A 14,918-nucleotide genomic window follows, 5' to 3' on the forward strand; every position below is an offset into this window, starting at 1 on the left:
CGTAGGTCAGTTCGCATCTTTTGGTGATCTTTTGCCTTGTCCAGGGGGGACATGTGAGCCGATTACGCAGCATCGGAGCCGTTCTCGGACTGCTCGCGACGACCGTGCTCGCGGGATGCAGCGGATCCGGCGGCCCACCCGACGGACAGCGCTCCGCGGCGGCGGCCTACGGCTCCCAGAGCATCGGCGCCGCACCCGTGACCGGACTGCGTGACGGCGGAACGCTCACCCTCGGCATCTCCGCCTGGCCCACCCAGCTCAACTACCACCAGGTCGACGGCGCCACCGACGGGGTCTCACAGCTCGCCCAGCTCGTGGAGCCCGGTCTCTTCCGGCGCGACGCCAGGGGAGTCCCGCACCCCGACACCGACTACCTCCTGTCGGCGAAGATCACCGACACCTCGCCGCAGACCGTGCTCTACCGGCTCAACCCCAAGGCCCGCTGGTCCGACGGCCGGCCCGTGGGGGCGGCCGACTTCGCCGCCCAGTGGCGGGCCATCGGCCGCGGCGACAGCCGCTACCACATCGCCGACCCGACCGGCTACGACCAGATCGCCTCGGTGGGCGCGGGCGCCGGCGGTGACGGCGCGCACGAGGTGAAGGTCGTCTTCCGCACCCCCTACACCGACTGGCAGCGGCTGTTCACCCCGCTGTACCCGGCCTCCGCCATCGGCACCCCCGACCGGTTCAACCAGGGCTGGGTCGACCGGATCCCGGTCAGCGCCGGACCGTTCAAGGTCGCCTCGCTCGACGACACCACCGAGACCGCCACCGTCGTGCGCGACCCCGCGTGGTGGGGCACCCGGCCCCGGCTCGACAGGATCGTGCTGCGCACCCTGCTGCCCGGCGCCGCACTCCAGGCCTACCGCAACGGCGAGATCGACGCCGTCAACGCCGGCACCGCCGAGGACTACGCGCAGCTGAAGGACGCCGGGGACAGCGAGATCCGCATCGGCTCCTCCTGGGACGAGGTGCATGTGGCGCTCAACGGCGCCGCCGGGCCGCTGACCGACATCGACGTCCGGCACGCCGTCCAGCGGGCCGTCGACCGGCAGGCGCTCGCGGACGTCGCCGCCAAGGGACTTCCGGTGGGCGTCCCGCTGCTCGGCAACCACATCTTCATGGCCGACCAGCCCGGCTACGCCGACCACTCCGCCACCTGGGGCACCTACGACCTCGCCGAGGCCCGCCGCCTCCTGGACCGGGCCGGCTGGAAGCAGCACGGACCGGGCCAGCCGCGCACCAAGGACGGCAGGACGCTGCGGCTCCGGTTCGTCGTCAGCACGGCCACCACCCGCCTCGGCCTCGACCTCTCGCAGCTCGTCCAGTCGATGCTCGGCCAGGCCGGGATCAAGGTGGACATCGTCAAGGTGCCCGCGAACGACTACACCGCGAAGTACCTGAACCACGGCAACTTCGACCTGGCCATGTTCCGCTTCGTCGGCCTCACCTACCCGAGCGGCGTCCTGTCGATCTACGAACAGCCGCACGACGGCGCCTCGTTGCTCAACTACGGCAGGGTCGGAGACGCCACCGTCGACACGCTGCTGCGCCAGGCCGCCGGCACCCTCGACACACGGCGCGCCACCGAGCTGTACAACCGGGCGGACGCCGAGATCTGGCGCCTCGGCCATGACATCGAGCTGTACCAGCGCCCGCAGCTGATGGCGGTCCGCGCGGGCCTGGCCAACTACGGGGTCCCCGGACTCGGCGACATCGACTGGACCAAGGTCGGCTGGGCCAGGAGCCGCTCCGGGACCGGGGCGAAGACGGCCGCCGGTACCGGGACGGCGACGGCGTCCCCGGCGCCGCGGGCGACGCCGTAGCTCCGCGCATGCCTGTCCGGTGGCGGTCGGACCGCCACCGGACAGGGCCTGTGCACCGCGCCGTGCCGAACGCGTAGATCGCTCGGCCCGCTCGGCCCGCTCGGCCCGCTCGGCCCGCTCAGACCGCGGAGCCGCTGAGCACCCGCGCGGGCCGCGGCGCCGCCGCCCGCAGCGACGCGTAGCCGAGCGCGGCCGACGCCAGCGTCACATGGTGGTGCCAGCCGCGGAACGAACGGCCCTCGAAGTCACCGAGCCCGAAGTCCTCGTGCAGCCGCCGCAGGCCCGTACCGGCCAGGGAGCGCAGCTGGGCCAGCGGCAGCGCCTCCGCCAGCCGCCGGGCCGGCAGGTTCGTCAGCCAGTACGCGCGCGGCTCGGGCCGCCCGAACGGCCAGTCCGTGACCAGATGGCGCGGTCCCGGCCGGTGCGCGGGAGCGGTCCTGCCGGTGGCCGGCCGCCCGCACAGCAGCGCGGGCGTGGACAGGAACTGCGTGCGGTACCGGCGCTCGCTCGTACGGTCCTGCCAGCTCACCGGGGTGCGCTCGGTGCGCCGGGCCACGTGCGCGGCCAGGTCGGCGAGCGTGCCGCGCACCGCGGGCAGCGCCGAGTGCGGGCGCGGCATGGTGACGGCGGTGCGCGGGGAGACCTGGACGAGATAGCCGAGGCCGCGCGCCTCCAGACCGCTCAGCAGCGGATCGGTCTCGGACTCGTGGCGCCAGTCAGCGAGCACCGGCCGCGGGTCCAGCAGCCACTCCTCGGTCATCTCGTCGACGGCCTCCAGCACATAGCGCCAGCGCGGCCTGGACTGCTCGTGCGCGGGCAGGTGCGCGGCCCGGCGTAACTGCTCGTCCCGGTCCCAGCGGGGCGGGAGCAGCAGCCGCCAGTTCACCGGCAGGCCGCCGCCGGCGCCGACCAGCGAGACGGCGCAGGCGAGCTGGCAGTTGACGGTGCGCTCCTGGGACGGGGCGTACTGCCGGGCCACGCCCACCGAGCGGTCGCCGTTCTTGACGAAGACGACCTCGTCCACCGACCAGGCGTCCACGGCGAACGCGTTGGCCAGGCGCAGCGCCGTCCGGCGCCGCACCGGGGCGCACTCCCACGGGCTCTGGTGCACGAACTGCTGGAGCTGCTGCACGGCGGGCCGCCCGAGCACGTGCTCGGAGATCCGGGTGGGGGTCTTGCGGCCCGGCACGGACAGCAGGCCGCGCAGATAGACCTCGCCCCAGCGCCGCTGGTCGGAGCGGGCCAGTTCACGGAAGAGATCGCCGCAGTACGCCTGGAAGGACAGGGCGGCGGGCGAATCGAGGGGAGTCGGAGAGGACACAGTGCTCCCGGGGTGGTGCGGAACAGGTCGGATGGTCGGGGATTCAGTCATGGGCGCACGCGTCCCCGCCCTCCAGGAGGAAGGCGTCGGTGGCGAGCAGCGCGTCCGCGACATCGGGCAGGGCGCAGCCGACGATGACGAAGTCGGCGTCGAGCCCGGCCTTGGTGCGCTGGAAGAGGAGTTCGTTGATGGCGGGCCGGCTCATCGCGGTGACCTCGCACAGATGGAACTCCACGCGCTGCGGCTCGGCGGCCATCACCTCGGCCAGGATGCGGCGGAACTTCTCCAGCTCCGCGGTGTCGATCACGCCGGAGCAGCGCACGTGCGCGGTGTCGCCGTCGAACTCGGTGCGCATCCGCAGCCGCATCTGCGCCGCCTCCAGCTCGACGCGCACCCGCACCGGTGCGGCGCCCTCGGGCAGCCGGACGGTCAGCTCCTTGGCGTCGAAGTTGTGGTGCGGGACGCCGTCCACCCACACCCCGGTCAGCTCCACCGAACCGGCGGGCAGCAGATCGGGCGCCACTCGCAGGACCCGCTCGGGCAGATCGTCCGGGCGCGGCCGGAAGTGCAGGGTGAGCGTGTCATTGGTGATGAGCAGGCCGGTGTAGGTCGCGGCCAGGTAGCACAGCTCCAGCGAGTGGTAGCCGGCCATGGAGTGGCTGCCCTTGAGGCGTTCGGTGCCGAGCAGGTACGGGATGCCGTTGGCCTGCACGTTGAAGTACACGCCGCCGTCGTCGTTGTCGAGGAAGAAGGCGTTGTGGAACGAGGCGGCCTCACGGGCCAGGCGCAGATGCTCCGGGTCGCTGGTGGTGCCGGCCAGGATCAGATAGGCGAGGATCGCCTGCTCCTGCTGCCACCACGCCTTGCGGTCGTGCCACACCATGCGGTGCATCCCGCTGTCCGGGTCGGCCTTGCGCTCGACCACGTCGTACCAGCCGCCGCGCAGCTGGTCGCTGCCGACCGCGGGCATGATCTGGCCGATGCGCTCGGCGAGCGCCCCGTAACTGTCCTTGTCGAACAGGGCCTTGATCCGGGTCAGGTTCCAGGCGATCTTGAGGTTGTGGCCGACGACGGCCCGGTCCTGCTGCCAGCCCCAGGTGCGGTCGGGCGACCAGTCGGCGTGGAACCGCTCCTGCACGAACGGGCTGTTCGGCTCGTCGGGGAAGCGCTCGACGATGGTGTCGGCGGTCTCCTCCAGCAGCCGCGCGAAGTCCTCGCGCCCGGTGGCCAGATAGGCGTTGATCAGGTAGGCCGGGGCGTGGTCGCCGATCGAGTTCCAGTTCTTGCGCGACCGGTTGGGGCCGAGCGCGTCGGCGTGCGGGTCCAGCGTGATCGGGTCCAGGTGCGAGAAGAACCCGCCCTGCTCCCGGTCCCGGAAGAACTGCTCGAACAGGGCGACCGTGCGGTCGATGTCCTCCAGGATCCGCGGGTCGCCGGTGATCCGGTACGTCTGGGTCGGGCCGGCGAGCGCGTAGATCTGCTCGTACATCGGGATCGCGTCGACGTCGTCGCCGAACTCCGAGGCGTAGACCTTGCGCTGGCCGCCCGGGGTGACGTCGATGCCGTGGTACCAGTAGGCGAACCCGTCCCGGGCGTCGGCGACCCGCATGTGCTCGCGCAGATACTCCGTGCCCGACTCGGCCGCGTCCAGGAACCGGTCTTCGCCGGTCAGCAGATACGCGGTCGACAGCCCGTAGACCAGCCGGGAGATGGTGTCGGTCTCCTGGCGCACGTCCGCGCCGTCGAAGTCGGGCAGGTGCGTGCCGTGCAGGGTCAGGTTGGTGCGGAACCTGCGCCAGTCGAAGACGCCGTCGGGGAAGTGGCCGCGCAGATAGAAGTCGGCGATGGCCGCCGCCTGCTGCACCCACCACGCCGGGTGCTCGAAGACATAGGCGCCGCGGTGCTCCTCGGGGAAGGTGATCTCCTTGGCCTCGAACCGCTCGCCGTTCTCCCACTCGTAGCAGATGCCGTACGCGAAGACGTAGCGGCCCTCGGCGAGCATGTCCAGGGTGGCTTCGGTGGTGTCGCGGTAGGGGTCGCCGAGGTTGCGCACGATGCGCGAGGCGACGTTGCGGGGCAGGTGGACGGTGAACTCACGGTCGTCCGAGGTGCGCAGACCGAACCGGCGGCCGGTGGGGCTGAAGTAGGTGACGTAACCGGCGAGCGTGTCGGAGAACGTGCGGCGACGTGCTGCGGATCCACTCATCGGGGATAGTCCTTCGCGTCAGACAGGGCCGCGAGCAGCACGACGCTGCGGCCGTGGGCATGGAAGGTGTGGTCGTCGTGGGGCTCCTCATGGCCGGCCGGAAGCAGGTCGCGCGGGCCGGCCTGGGCGGTGTCCAGGACGCGGTGCCAGCGGTGGCCGCGAATCCGCGGCAGTTCGAAGTCAAGGCCCAAGTGGTACATGTTCAGGATGAGATGCAGGTCGGGATCGCCGTCGAACCCGCCGAGCGTGCAGGCCAGGACGCGGGCGTTGGTGTCCTCCCAGCCGGGCTGCTCCAGCCGGGTGCCGTGCCAGGTGATGTCCGGCAGCCGGCGGGAGTTGAGCCGCCCGGTGTAGAAGTGGGGCGCGCGGAAGGTGCGGTAGCGGCGGCGCAGCCCGATCAGCCGCCGCACGAACTCGAAGGTCTCCTCCTCCTTCTCGGCCTGGTCCCAGTCGAGCCAGGACGTCGGGTTGTCCTGGCAGTACGCGTTGTTGTTGCCGTTCTGGCTGTTGCGGAACTCGTCGCCCGCGAGCAGCATCGGCACGCCCCTGCTGAGCATCAGCACGGACAGCAGGTTCTTGATCTGCCGCACCCGCAGGCGCTCCACCTCGGGGTCGTCGCTGGGGCCCTCGGCCCCGCAGTTCCAGCTGAAGTTCTCGCCCGCCCCGTCGGTGTCGGCCTCGCCGTTGGCGTAGTTGTGCTTGTGGTCGTAGCTCACCAGGTCGTTGAGGGTGAAGCCGTCGTGGCAGGTGACGAAGTTGATGCTGTTGGTGGGCAGTTCCTTCTGCGGCCCGAACAGGTCCTCGGAGCCGCCGAGCCGCTTGGCGAGGTCGCCGACGACCCCGGCGTCGCCGCGCACGAAGCGCCGCACGTCGTCACGGAACGGGCCGTTCCACTGGGCCCAGCGCTTCCCGGGGAAGCGGCCCACCTGGTAGAGGCCGCCACCGTCCCACGGCTCGGCGATGATCTTCGTCTCGGCGAGCACCTTGGACAGCTCGATCGCCCACAGCACCGGCGGCACCGCCATCTCGTAGCCCTGGTCGCCGCGCGACAGCTCGGAGGCGAGGTCGAAGCGGAAGCCGTCGATGTGGTGCTCGGTGACCCAGTACTCCAGGGACTCGATGATGAACTTGGCGACGAAGGGGTGGTTGGCGTTGACCGCGTTGCCGCACCCGGTGAAGTCCATGTAGTGGGTGCGGTCCTGCGGCCACAGGTGGTAGTACGCCTCGTTGGCCTGGCCGCGGAAGCTGATGGTCGGGCCGAACTCGTTGCCCTCGCTGGTGTGGTTGAAGACGACGTCGAGGATCACCTCGATGCCGGCCCGGTGCAGCGCCTTCACCATGTCCCTGAACTCCGCTATGTGGGTGTTCAGATGGGGCGAGGTGCAGTAGCCGGTGTGCGGCGCGAAGAAGCCGTACGGGTCGTAGCCCCAGTAGTTGTGCAGCGGGGTGCCGTCCGGCCCGGTGCGCAGGACGTGCGTCTCGTCGAAGTCGAAGACGGGCAGCAGCTCCACGGCCGTCACCCCGAGGCGCTTGAGGTGCGGGATCTTCTCGACGACCGCGGAGAACGTCCCCGGGGCGGCCGCCCGTGACGTGGGCGACGCCGTCAGACCCCGCACGTGCATCTCGTAGATGACCGTGTCCTCCATCGGCGTGCGCAGCGGCTGGTCGCCCTCCCAGTCGTAGTCGTCCAGATCGACGACCAGGCTGCGCATGCACGTCTCGACGTTGTCCTGGAGGCCGATCGCGAGGGTGCGGTTCCAGCGGGAGTTGATGTTGGCGCGGGCGTACGGGTCGAGCAGCACCTTGCGGTGGTCGAAGCGGGCGCCGGTGCGCTTGGTGTCGCGCGGCCCGTCCATCCGGTACGCGTAGACCTGTCCGGCGCCGATCCCGGCGACATGGCAGTGCCAGAAGTGGAAGCTGCGGTGCTTGTCCGGGTGCAGGTGGATGGTCCGCGAGGGCTGCGGGTCGTCGCACTTGTCGAAGAGCAGCAGGTCGACGCGGGTGGCGTGTTCCGAGAAGACGGAGAAGTTCACTCCGCCGTCGACGACGGTGGAACCCAGAGGCTGGGGACGTCCCGCGGAGATCTGCGGCGCCTCGGTCATGGTGGTCTCCGTTTTCGTGACAGGTGGGGCGTACGGGGGCCGGGTCGGTGAGCGGGCTCAGGCCAGGGCGCGCAGCGGGGCGGTCTCGTCCACGCTGAGCCCGGCGAACAGTTCCTCCCAGTCGCCGGGGGCGCTGCCCGCGCCATTGCGCATCTCGAAGGTGAGTCCCTTCGCGGACGGGCAGTACAGGGCCTGGACGCAGGCCTCGGCGACGTCCTGGAGGGCGACGTAGCCGTCCCTGCGGTCGCCCTGCTCCAGATGCACGCGGCCGTCGTCGGCCAGCTCGGAGCGGTCGGTCAGCCAGCCGGGACGCACGATCGTGTAGTCGAGGCCGGAGGCGCGGACCGCGTTCTCCCCGGCCAGCCGCCAGTCGAGCATCCGCCCGTAGGCGTTCATCGGATGCTCGGGGCGGGTCACGTGCCGCTGGCTGACCAGCACGAACTGGGCGCGTCCGAAACCGTCCTGGCGCAGCAGCGCGTCCAGGGTGTTGAGCACCCCGGAGTGCAGGGTGCTCTGCGGGCTGTCGGGGCCGGTGGTGTCGGTGCCGGGCTCCACGGTGTAGACGACGGCCGAGCAGTCGCGCAGCGGGACGGTCAGGGACTCGGGGTCGCGGACGTCACCGAGGAAGAACTGGGCACGGGGCGGCAGATGGCGCTGGGCGCGCTGCTTGCTGCGGCCGATGACCCGGACGCTCTCCCCGCGGTCGAGCAGCTTGCGGGTGACGATCCGGCCGACCCGGCCGGTGCCGCCGATCACGGCGATGGCAGTGTTCACGTGGGCTCTCCTGAGGGGGGAGCAGGGGTGTGGTTCACACCCACTGCAAGATGTCGTCCGAGCTGGTGAGCTGGGTGCCGCTGGGCACTCCCGAGACGGCCGGCACGCGCAGCCGCGGATAGACGCTGACGCCCGACAGCCGCGTGCCCGACCAGAGCTGGGCGCCGTCGCCCACGGCGGAGAGGGCTTCGAGGCGCACCGGGGTGCGGGCGTCGGAGCGCACCTGCACCATCGGGCCGACGTAGGAGTCGCTGATGTGCGCGTACGCGCCGATGACGGCGGAGTCGCCGAGCACACTGCCCTCCACCTGGGCGCCCTCGTGCAGGTCGACGCCGTCGCCGACGTCCGTGCCGCGCAGCCGGACGCCCGCGCCGATCTCGACGTGCCGGCCGATGCGCACGCCGGGGCCGATGGCGACACTGCCCTCGGCGATCTTCTGGGCGAGCGTGGTGCCGGTGATGTGGTCCTTGGAGCGCAGGCTGGACTCGTGGATCCAGTACCGGGGCTCGGTGCTGGCCGGGGTGCCCAGGGCGCGGTCCATCTGCGGGTACAGGCCGCCGAGGGCGTCGCCGATGGTGCCCAGGTAGTCGCGGATGTTGCCGAGGTCGCCCAGGCGCGCGATCGGTTCGACGGCCACCCGGTGGCCGAGGCCGACCAGGCGCGGCAGCAGGTCGTTGCCCCAGTCCAGGCGCTGCTGGGCGAGCCGGATGAGTTCGGGGGTGCGCGCGGCGAGGCGGAGCCGGGCGCAGTCGATGAGGTACATCCCGGCGTTGGTGGCCAGGGTGCGCGGTCCCTGCGGCTGGGTGATCTCGGGAAACTCCCGCTCGATGACGGGAAGTCGGGGCTTCTCCAGGAAGCCGCACACCAGGCGCTCGGCGGTGGTGCGCATGACGCCGTACTTGCCGGCGATCTCCTCGGGGGTGCGGGAGACGGCGGCCACGGTGACCACCGCGTCGGAGTCGCGCTGGGCGGCGAGCAGCTTGTCCAGCGAGAACTCGAAGAGCGAGTCGACGGGGAGGACGAGCGCGGTGCCCGTGAGGTTCCACTGCTCCAGATTGTGCAGGGTGGCCGCGCCGGAGCCCACGTTGTACGGGTCGAAGCGGGCCCGGGAGTAGTCGATCTCCACTCCGTAGCGCTCGCCGTGCCCGAGCACCAGCTTGATCTGGCTGCGGTTCTCCACCCCCTGCGCCACTACGTAGAAACGGCGTATGCCCTGATCGCGGCAGGCCTCGACGATCCACTCGATGAGCGGCCTGCCGGCGAACGGGATGAGTGCCTTGCTGCGGATGTAGTCGGCGGACTGGAGGGTGATGGGCTTCGCCCGTTCACCCCGCCCACCGGCCAGAATGATGCCGACCGTGCTGTCGTCCCCCATCGCGTGTTCCGCCCTCCAGGCCGACTTGTCGATGAATCAGATTCAACAGCGTGTGTCATATCAAGTCAAGTGACCTGTCATGTGCGCAGGTTGGAGCGGTGATTACCAGTCAAGTGACCCGTGGGGCGGCGGTCGGGCCGTATGCCCTGGCGACAAGCGGCCCGACGACCTGTTTTCCGGCGCGGGCCGTGCTCCGGGGGCGCCGGAAGTGCCGGCGCCGGCCGCCGTGCGGGCGCCCCGCGCACCCGCCTCGCCCGTTCGGCCCATCCCGCCCGCCCCCGGCGGTGTTCCCTCCAACGGGCTACATCCGCTCGTGCGGGGCGCGGGTGCCGGGCGAGGGTGGCAGTGGCGTGAAGGAGTGCGGGCAGCCCCCGGGCGTCGCAGCCGGACCCGCCCCGCCCCCCGAGAACGGAGCGCGACCATGACCGCCCAGCCCCACTCCGCCCCGACCGGGGGCGGCTACGGACCGCCCCCGGACCGCCGCGCCGCCTGGGCCGCCGGAGGTGCCGCCTTCGCGGGCATCCTGCTGCTGCTCAACGGCGTCCTGGCGATCCTCCAGGGCATCGCGGCGATCGCCAAGAACGATGTGTACGCCCAAGTCGGCGACTACATCTACGAGTTCAGCCTCACCGGCTGGGGCTGGCTCCTGGTGGTCCTCGGTGCCGTCGCCGCCCTCGCGGGCTGCGGCATCCTCGCCGGGTCGGCCTGGTCCCGCGCCATCGGCATCGTGCTCGCCTCACTGGGCCTGGTGGCGCAGTTCCTCTTCCTGCCGCACGCGCCCGTCTGGTCCGTGATCATGATGGCGATCGACGTGTTCGTCATCTGGGCCCTGGCGGCCTACGAGCCGGACACCGCGCACGGATGACGCCGGCCCTCCCCGGCCCTCAGCCCGCCGAGTGCGCCGAGCGGACCTGGAAGAGCCGCGGCTGCACGTCCGTGGCGATCTTCGCGGCCTGGTCCATGTGGAAGCGGGCCTCGGGGTTGGCGAGCATGGCCCGGTAGTGCTCCTCGGTCTCCCACTGGGCGTAGTTGACGACGCGTTCGCCGTCGAGCGAGGCGTGGAAGTTCGCGTGGAGGAAGCCGGGCTGGTGCCGCATCGTGTCCTCGGTGGCGCGGACGAGCAGCGCGATCAGCTCGTCCTGGCGGTCGGGGGAGACGGTGAAGACGTTGATGAGGGTCGCCACGGGACACCCGGTGTCGACCTGCACGGTAACAGTCATGCCAGTACGTCTCCCCTTACCGGCTGCCGGGTTGTCGCCCGGCGCGCCGCATTCGCCCGATCGGAGCCGCGGCCGGCGGCAGGGGCGCGGGCCGGGGCGGCTGCCGGAGCGCAGTGACCCGTTTGTTAGGCTCCCCTCGCCTCCCGCGGGGGAAGTCCGGTGAGAGTCCGGCGCTGACCCGCAACGGTGTGCGCGACGGCCTCGCGGTCCGCCGCGCGAGCCCGATCGCCCGGGGGTGGCGCGACCCGATGACTGCTCGCCGCGGACTGCGAGAGGGGGCCGCGGCCGGCCGGCCGCAGGGCTGTCTCCTGCTCGACGTCCGGCAGGCGGCCCAGCCGAAGGACGGCCCGCACCGTGCGCCGAAGGACGACCCCCGGCCGGATACCCCTGCCCCCGCTCGCCCTCGGCCTCGGGCTGCTCCTGATCGTCTCCCTGGTGTGCGGCGTCGGCCTCGGCGCCGCACAGGTCACCTGGCCCGACGTCTTCCGCCATCTGTGGGCCGGTCTCACCGGCGGCACCGTGCCCGCCCGGGACGCCGCCGCGTACACCATCGTCTGGGAGATCCGGCTGCCGCGCGTCGTGCTCGGCGCGGTCGTCGGCGCCGGACTCGCCACGGTCGGCGTCGCCGTCCAGGCCATGGTCCGCAACGCGCTGGCCGACCCGTTCGTGCTGGGCATCTCCTCGGGCGCGGCGGTGGGCGCCAACGCCGTGATCCTGCTCGGCGCGTTCGCCGGGCTCGGCGTCTGGGCCCTGTCGGTGTCCGCCTTCGGCTCCGCGCTGGCGGCGATGGTCCTGGTCTACGCGGTCGCCCGCTCACCGCGCGGACTCTCCCCGCTGCGACTGGTCCTGACCGGAACCGCCCTGGCGTACGGCTTCGAGGCGATCACCACGGTCATGGTGTTCGGCGCGGCCCGGGGCGAGGCGGCCCGCTCCGCCGTGATGTGGCTGCTGGGCAGCCTGGGCGGCGCCACCTGGGCACAGGTGCCGCTGGCCGCCGTCACCGTCACGGCCGGCTGGCTCTGGCTGCGGGCGCGGGCCGAGGCGCTCAACGCCCTGGCCATGGGCGACGAGACCGCCGCCGCGCTCGGCGTCCCGCCCGGCCGGCTGCGCCGGGAGATCTTCTTGGTCACCGCGGCCGTCACCGGGACCGTGGTCGCCGTCAGCGGCGCCATCGGCTTCGTCGGCCTCATGGTGCCGCACGTGGTGCGCATGGTGGTCGGCGCCGACCACCGCAGGGTGCTGGTGGTCGCGCCGCTGGCCGGAGCCGTCCTGCTGGTCTGGGCCGACGTGGTCTCCCGGATGCTGCTCGCCCCCGCCGAACTCCCCGTCGGAGTGATCACCGCCGTGGTCGGGGTCCCCGTGTTCCTGCTGCTGATGCGGCGGGGCGGCTACGCGTTCGGAGGCCGCTGAGCATGCGAGTCGACATCGAGGACGTGACGGTCGAGGCCGCCGGTGTCCGGCTGGTCGAGGACATCCGGCTCACCGCGCCGGACGGGGCGTTCGTCGGGCTCGTCGGACCCAACGGCAGCGGCAAGTCGACCCTGCTGCGCACCGTGTACCGGGCGCTGCGGCCCGCCTCGGGCACCGTCCGGCTCGACGGCGCGGACCTGCACGCGATGAGCCCGCCGGCCGCCGCGCGCGTACTGGCCGCCCTGCCCCAGGAGTCGAGCGCCGAGTTCGACTACACGGTGGCCGAGGTCGTCGCCATGGGCCGCACCCCGCACCGCGACCGCACCGCCGCGGGCGACCGCGAGATCTGCGCGCACGCCATGGCCCGCACCGGCGTCGCGGACCTCGCCGACCGCGGCTTCCTCGCCCTGTCCGGCGGCGAACGGCAGCGCGTCCTGATGGCCCGCGCCCTCGCCCAGCAGCCCCGGGTGCTGGTCCTTGACGAACCCACCAACCACCTCGACATCGCCCACCAGCTCGACCTGCTCGCCCAGGTCAGGGAGAGCGGCCTGACCGTGCTGGCCGCGCTGCACGACCTCAACCTCGCCGCCGCCCACTGCGACGTCCTCTATGTGATCTCCCGGGGCCGGATCGTCGCCGACGGCCCACCGCACGACGTCCTGCGCCCCGGCCTGCTCGCCGAGGTGTTCGGGGTGCGCGCCCACCGCGTGCGGCACCCGGAGACCGGCGCCGTCCAGCTCCTGTTCGACCTGCTCCCGCCCACCACCTGAGGACCCCCGCCCATGCGCACCCTGCCCGCCACCGCCCTGTGCCTCGCCGCGGCGCTCACCGCCACCGCCACCGGCTGCGGCGCCCACGTCGAGAAGTCCCCGGCCACCGGGGCCTCCGCGTCCGCCACGGCCGTCACCCTCACCAACTGCGGTACGCCCGTCACCTACGACAAGGTCCCCGAGCGCGTCGTCACCAACGACGTCGGCATCACCGAGCTGATGTTCGCCCTCGGCCTGGAGGACCGCATGGCCGGCTACGCCATGCCCGACGACAAGGGCGACCTGGACGCCGTGCCCTACAAGGACGCCTACCGCAAGGTGAAGTGGCTCTCCAAGGACCAGCTCACCAAGGAGAACGTCCTCGACGCCCGCGCCGACCTCGTCTTCGCGGGCTGGAACTACGGCTTCCGCGAGGACGGCGGCTTCACCCCCGACTCCCTGAAGAAACTCGGCATCCCCTCCTACATCCTCACCGAGTCCTGCCACAACGGCCGCTCCAAGACCTCCCGCGGCATCATGCCGCCGCTCGACGCCCTCTACGCCGACCTCACGAACCTCGGCCGGCTCTTCGGCGTCGAACAGCGCGCGGCGAAGCTGATCGCCGACTACAGGAAGCAGATCGCCGACGTCCGCGCCAAGGCCCCGCGGGGCACCGGCAAGCCCAAGGTCTTCCTCTACGACAGCGGCCAGGACCAGCCGTTCACCGCGGGCCGCTACGCCGCGCCGGAACAGATCATCACCGAGGCCGGCGGCGTCAACGTCATGCACGACGCCGCGGACTCCTGGACCACCGTCGGCTGGGAGAGCGTCGTCGACCGCGACCCCGACGTCATCGTCATCTGCGACTACGGCGACGTCAGCGCCGAGCAGAAGAAGAAGTTCCTGCTCTCCTACGCCCCGCTGCGCGACGTGTCCGCCGTGAGGAACCGGCGGATCTTCGTCCTCGACTACGTCGACCTGGTGGAGAGCCCGCGCAACCCGTCCGCCGTGGCCCGGCTCGGCGCGTATCTGCGGACCGTCGCGCGGAAGTCGTGACGCGGCCGTGCCGAGAGGACCGGGGTGACGCGCGGCGGCCCGCGCTCCGGGCGGCCGATAGCCTGCGATGCCATGCACGTACTGATCCTCGGCGGCACCGCCGAGGCCCGCCGCCTGGCCGAACTGCTGCACGGCACCCCCGGGGTGCGCACGACCAGCTCCCTGGCCGGGCGGGTCGCCGCGCCCCGGCTGCCGCCGGGGGAGGTCCGCCTCGGCGGCTTCGGGGGACCCGGGGGGCTGACGGCCTGGCTGCGCGCACACGCGGTCGGCGCGCTCGTCGACGCCACCCACCCCTTCGCCGGGACGATCAGCCGCCACGCCGCCCGTGCCGCGGCCGACGCCGCCGTCCCCCTGCTCGCGCTGCGCCGCCCCGGCTGGCGCCCCGGCGCGGACGACCGCTGGCACGACGCCGCCTCGCTGGAGGAGGCGGCGGCACTGCTGCCCGCGCTCGGCCGGCGGGTGTTCCTCACCACCGGACGGCTGGGCCTCGCGGCCTTCGCGCACCTGGACGGCCTGTGGTTCCTCGTACGCTCCGTCGACGCGCCCGAGCCCCCGTACCCGGCGCGCATGGACGTCCTGCTCGACCGCGGACCCTTCACCCTGGAGGGGGAGCGCGCCCTGCTGCGCCGCCACCGCGTCGACGTCGTCGTGACGAAGGACAGCGGGGGAGCGGCCACCGCGCCCAAGCTCACGGCCGCCCGCGAGGCCGGTCTGCCGGTGGTCGTCGTACGGCGGCCGGCCGCGCCCGAGGGCGTCCCGGCCGTGCCGGGACCGGAGGAGGCCGTCCGCTGGATCGGGGAGCTGTCCGCCCGCGCCGCAGGCCGCGGCGGTGACGCGGGCACCGGCCGCTGAGGGCGGCGGCACGCCCGTACGCCCGTC

At 72.4% G+C, this 14,918-nt stretch carries 12 protein-coding genes; 6 read left to right on the plus strand and 6 right to left on the minus strand.

Annotated elements, in window-relative coordinates; genetic code table 11:
* Nucleotides 1–53: 53 nt before the first annotated feature.
* The gene (locus A8713_RS28895; RefSeq protein WP_237305480.1) at nt 54–1,826 is read left to right on the plus strand and encodes an ABC transporter family substrate-binding protein; all 1,773 of its coding nucleotides are present in this window, start codon (nt 54–56) and stop codon (nt 1,824–1,826) included.
* Between the two features lie 118 nt (nt 1,827–1,944).
* On the opposite strand, the gene A8713_RS28900 is transcribed toward A8713_RS28895, so the two are convergent.
* Genes A8713_RS28900 through A8713_RS28920 form a run of 5 tightly spaced genes read right to left on the minus strand, consistent with a single transcriptional unit; the run spans nt 1,945 to nt 9,604 of the window.
* Complete coding sequence (locus A8713_RS28900) at nt 1,945–3,147, minus strand: IS701 family transposase (protein WP_064536663.1); 1,203 nt, start codon at nt 3,145–3,147, stop codon at nt 1,945–1,947.
* A gap of 43 nt (nt 3,148–3,190) precedes the next feature.
* Nucleotides 3,191–5,353 carry an AGE family epimerase/isomerase gene (locus A8713_RS28905; RefSeq protein WP_064536665.1) on the minus strand — a complete coding sequence of 721 codons (2,163 nt, stop codon included), beginning with the start codon at nt 5,351–5,353 and terminating at the stop codon, nt 3,191–3,193.
* Nucleotides 5,350–7,455, minus strand: coding sequence for a glycogen debranching protein GlgX (glgX, locus tag A8713_RS28910; RefSeq protein ID WP_064536667.1), 2,106 nt, complete (start codon nt 7,453–7,455; stop codon nt 5,350–5,352). The genes A8713_RS28905 and glgX overlap by 4 nt, the downstream gene beginning before the upstream one ends.
* A gap of 57 nt (nt 7,456–7,512) precedes the next feature.
* A complete protein-coding gene (locus A8713_RS28915) occupies nt 7,513–8,229 on the minus strand; it encodes an SDR family oxidoreductase (RefSeq protein ID WP_064536669.1) in 717 nt (238 codons plus the stop codon).
* Between the two features lie 34 nt (nt 8,230–8,263).
* The gene (locus tag A8713_RS28920; protein ID WP_064536671.1) at nt 8,264–9,604 is read right to left on the minus strand and encodes a sugar phosphate nucleotidyltransferase; all 1,341 of its coding nucleotides are present in this window, start codon (nt 9,602–9,604) and stop codon (nt 8,264–8,266) included.
* A 421-nt stretch (nt 9,605–10,025) separates the two neighbouring features.
* Between A8713_RS28920 and A8713_RS28925 the strand changes: the two genes are divergently transcribed.
* Nucleotides 10,026–10,469 (plus strand): DUF7144 family membrane protein, encoded by a 444-nt coding sequence (locus A8713_RS28925; protein ID WP_064536673.1) that lies wholly within the window; start codon nt 10,026–10,028, stop codon nt 10,467–10,469.
* 19 nt (nt 10,470–10,488) lie between these two features.
* On the opposite strand, the gene A8713_RS28930 is transcribed toward A8713_RS28925, so the two are convergent.
* Nucleotides 10,489–10,824 (minus strand): antibiotic biosynthesis monooxygenase family protein, encoded by a 336-nt coding sequence (locus tag A8713_RS28930; protein WP_064536675.1) that lies wholly within the window; start codon nt 10,822–10,824, stop codon nt 10,489–10,491.
* 381 nt (nt 10,825–11,205) lie between these two features.
* On the opposite strand from A8713_RS28930, the gene A8713_RS28935 reads away from it, so the two are divergent.
* The 4 genes from A8713_RS28935 to A8713_RS28950 all read left to right on the plus strand — a co-directional run bounded on the left by A8713_RS28935 (nt 11,206) and on the right by A8713_RS28950 (nt 14,891).
* Complete coding sequence (locus A8713_RS28935) at nt 11,206–12,234, plus strand: FecCD family ABC transporter permease (protein ID WP_443069773.1); 1,029 nt, start codon at nt 11,206–11,208, stop codon at nt 12,232–12,234.
* A 2-nt stretch (nt 12,235–12,236) separates the two neighbouring features.
* On the plus strand, nt 12,237–13,004 hold the full coding sequence (locus A8713_RS28940; RefSeq protein WP_064536679.1) for an ABC transporter ATP-binding protein: 768 nt from the start codon (nt 12,237–12,239) through the stop codon (nt 13,002–13,004).
* Nucleotides 13,005–13,016: 12 nt separating this feature from the next.
* Complete coding sequence (locus A8713_RS28945; RefSeq protein WP_064536680.1) at nt 13,017–14,039, plus strand: ABC transporter substrate-binding protein; 1,023 nt, start codon at nt 13,017–13,019, stop codon at nt 14,037–14,039.
* 72 nt (nt 14,040–14,111) lie between these two features.
* On the plus strand, nt 14,112–14,891 hold the full coding sequence (locus A8713_RS28950; RefSeq protein WP_064536682.1) for a cobalt-precorrin-6A reductase: 780 nt from the start codon (nt 14,112–14,114) through the stop codon (nt 14,889–14,891).
* Nucleotides 14,892–14,918: the final 27 nt, after the last annotated feature.

It is taken from the genome of Streptomyces sp. SAT1 (assembly GCF_001654495.1).
Taxonomy (GTDB): domain Bacteria; phylum Actinomycetota; class Actinomycetes; order Streptomycetales; family Streptomycetaceae; genus Streptomyces; species Streptomyces andamanensis.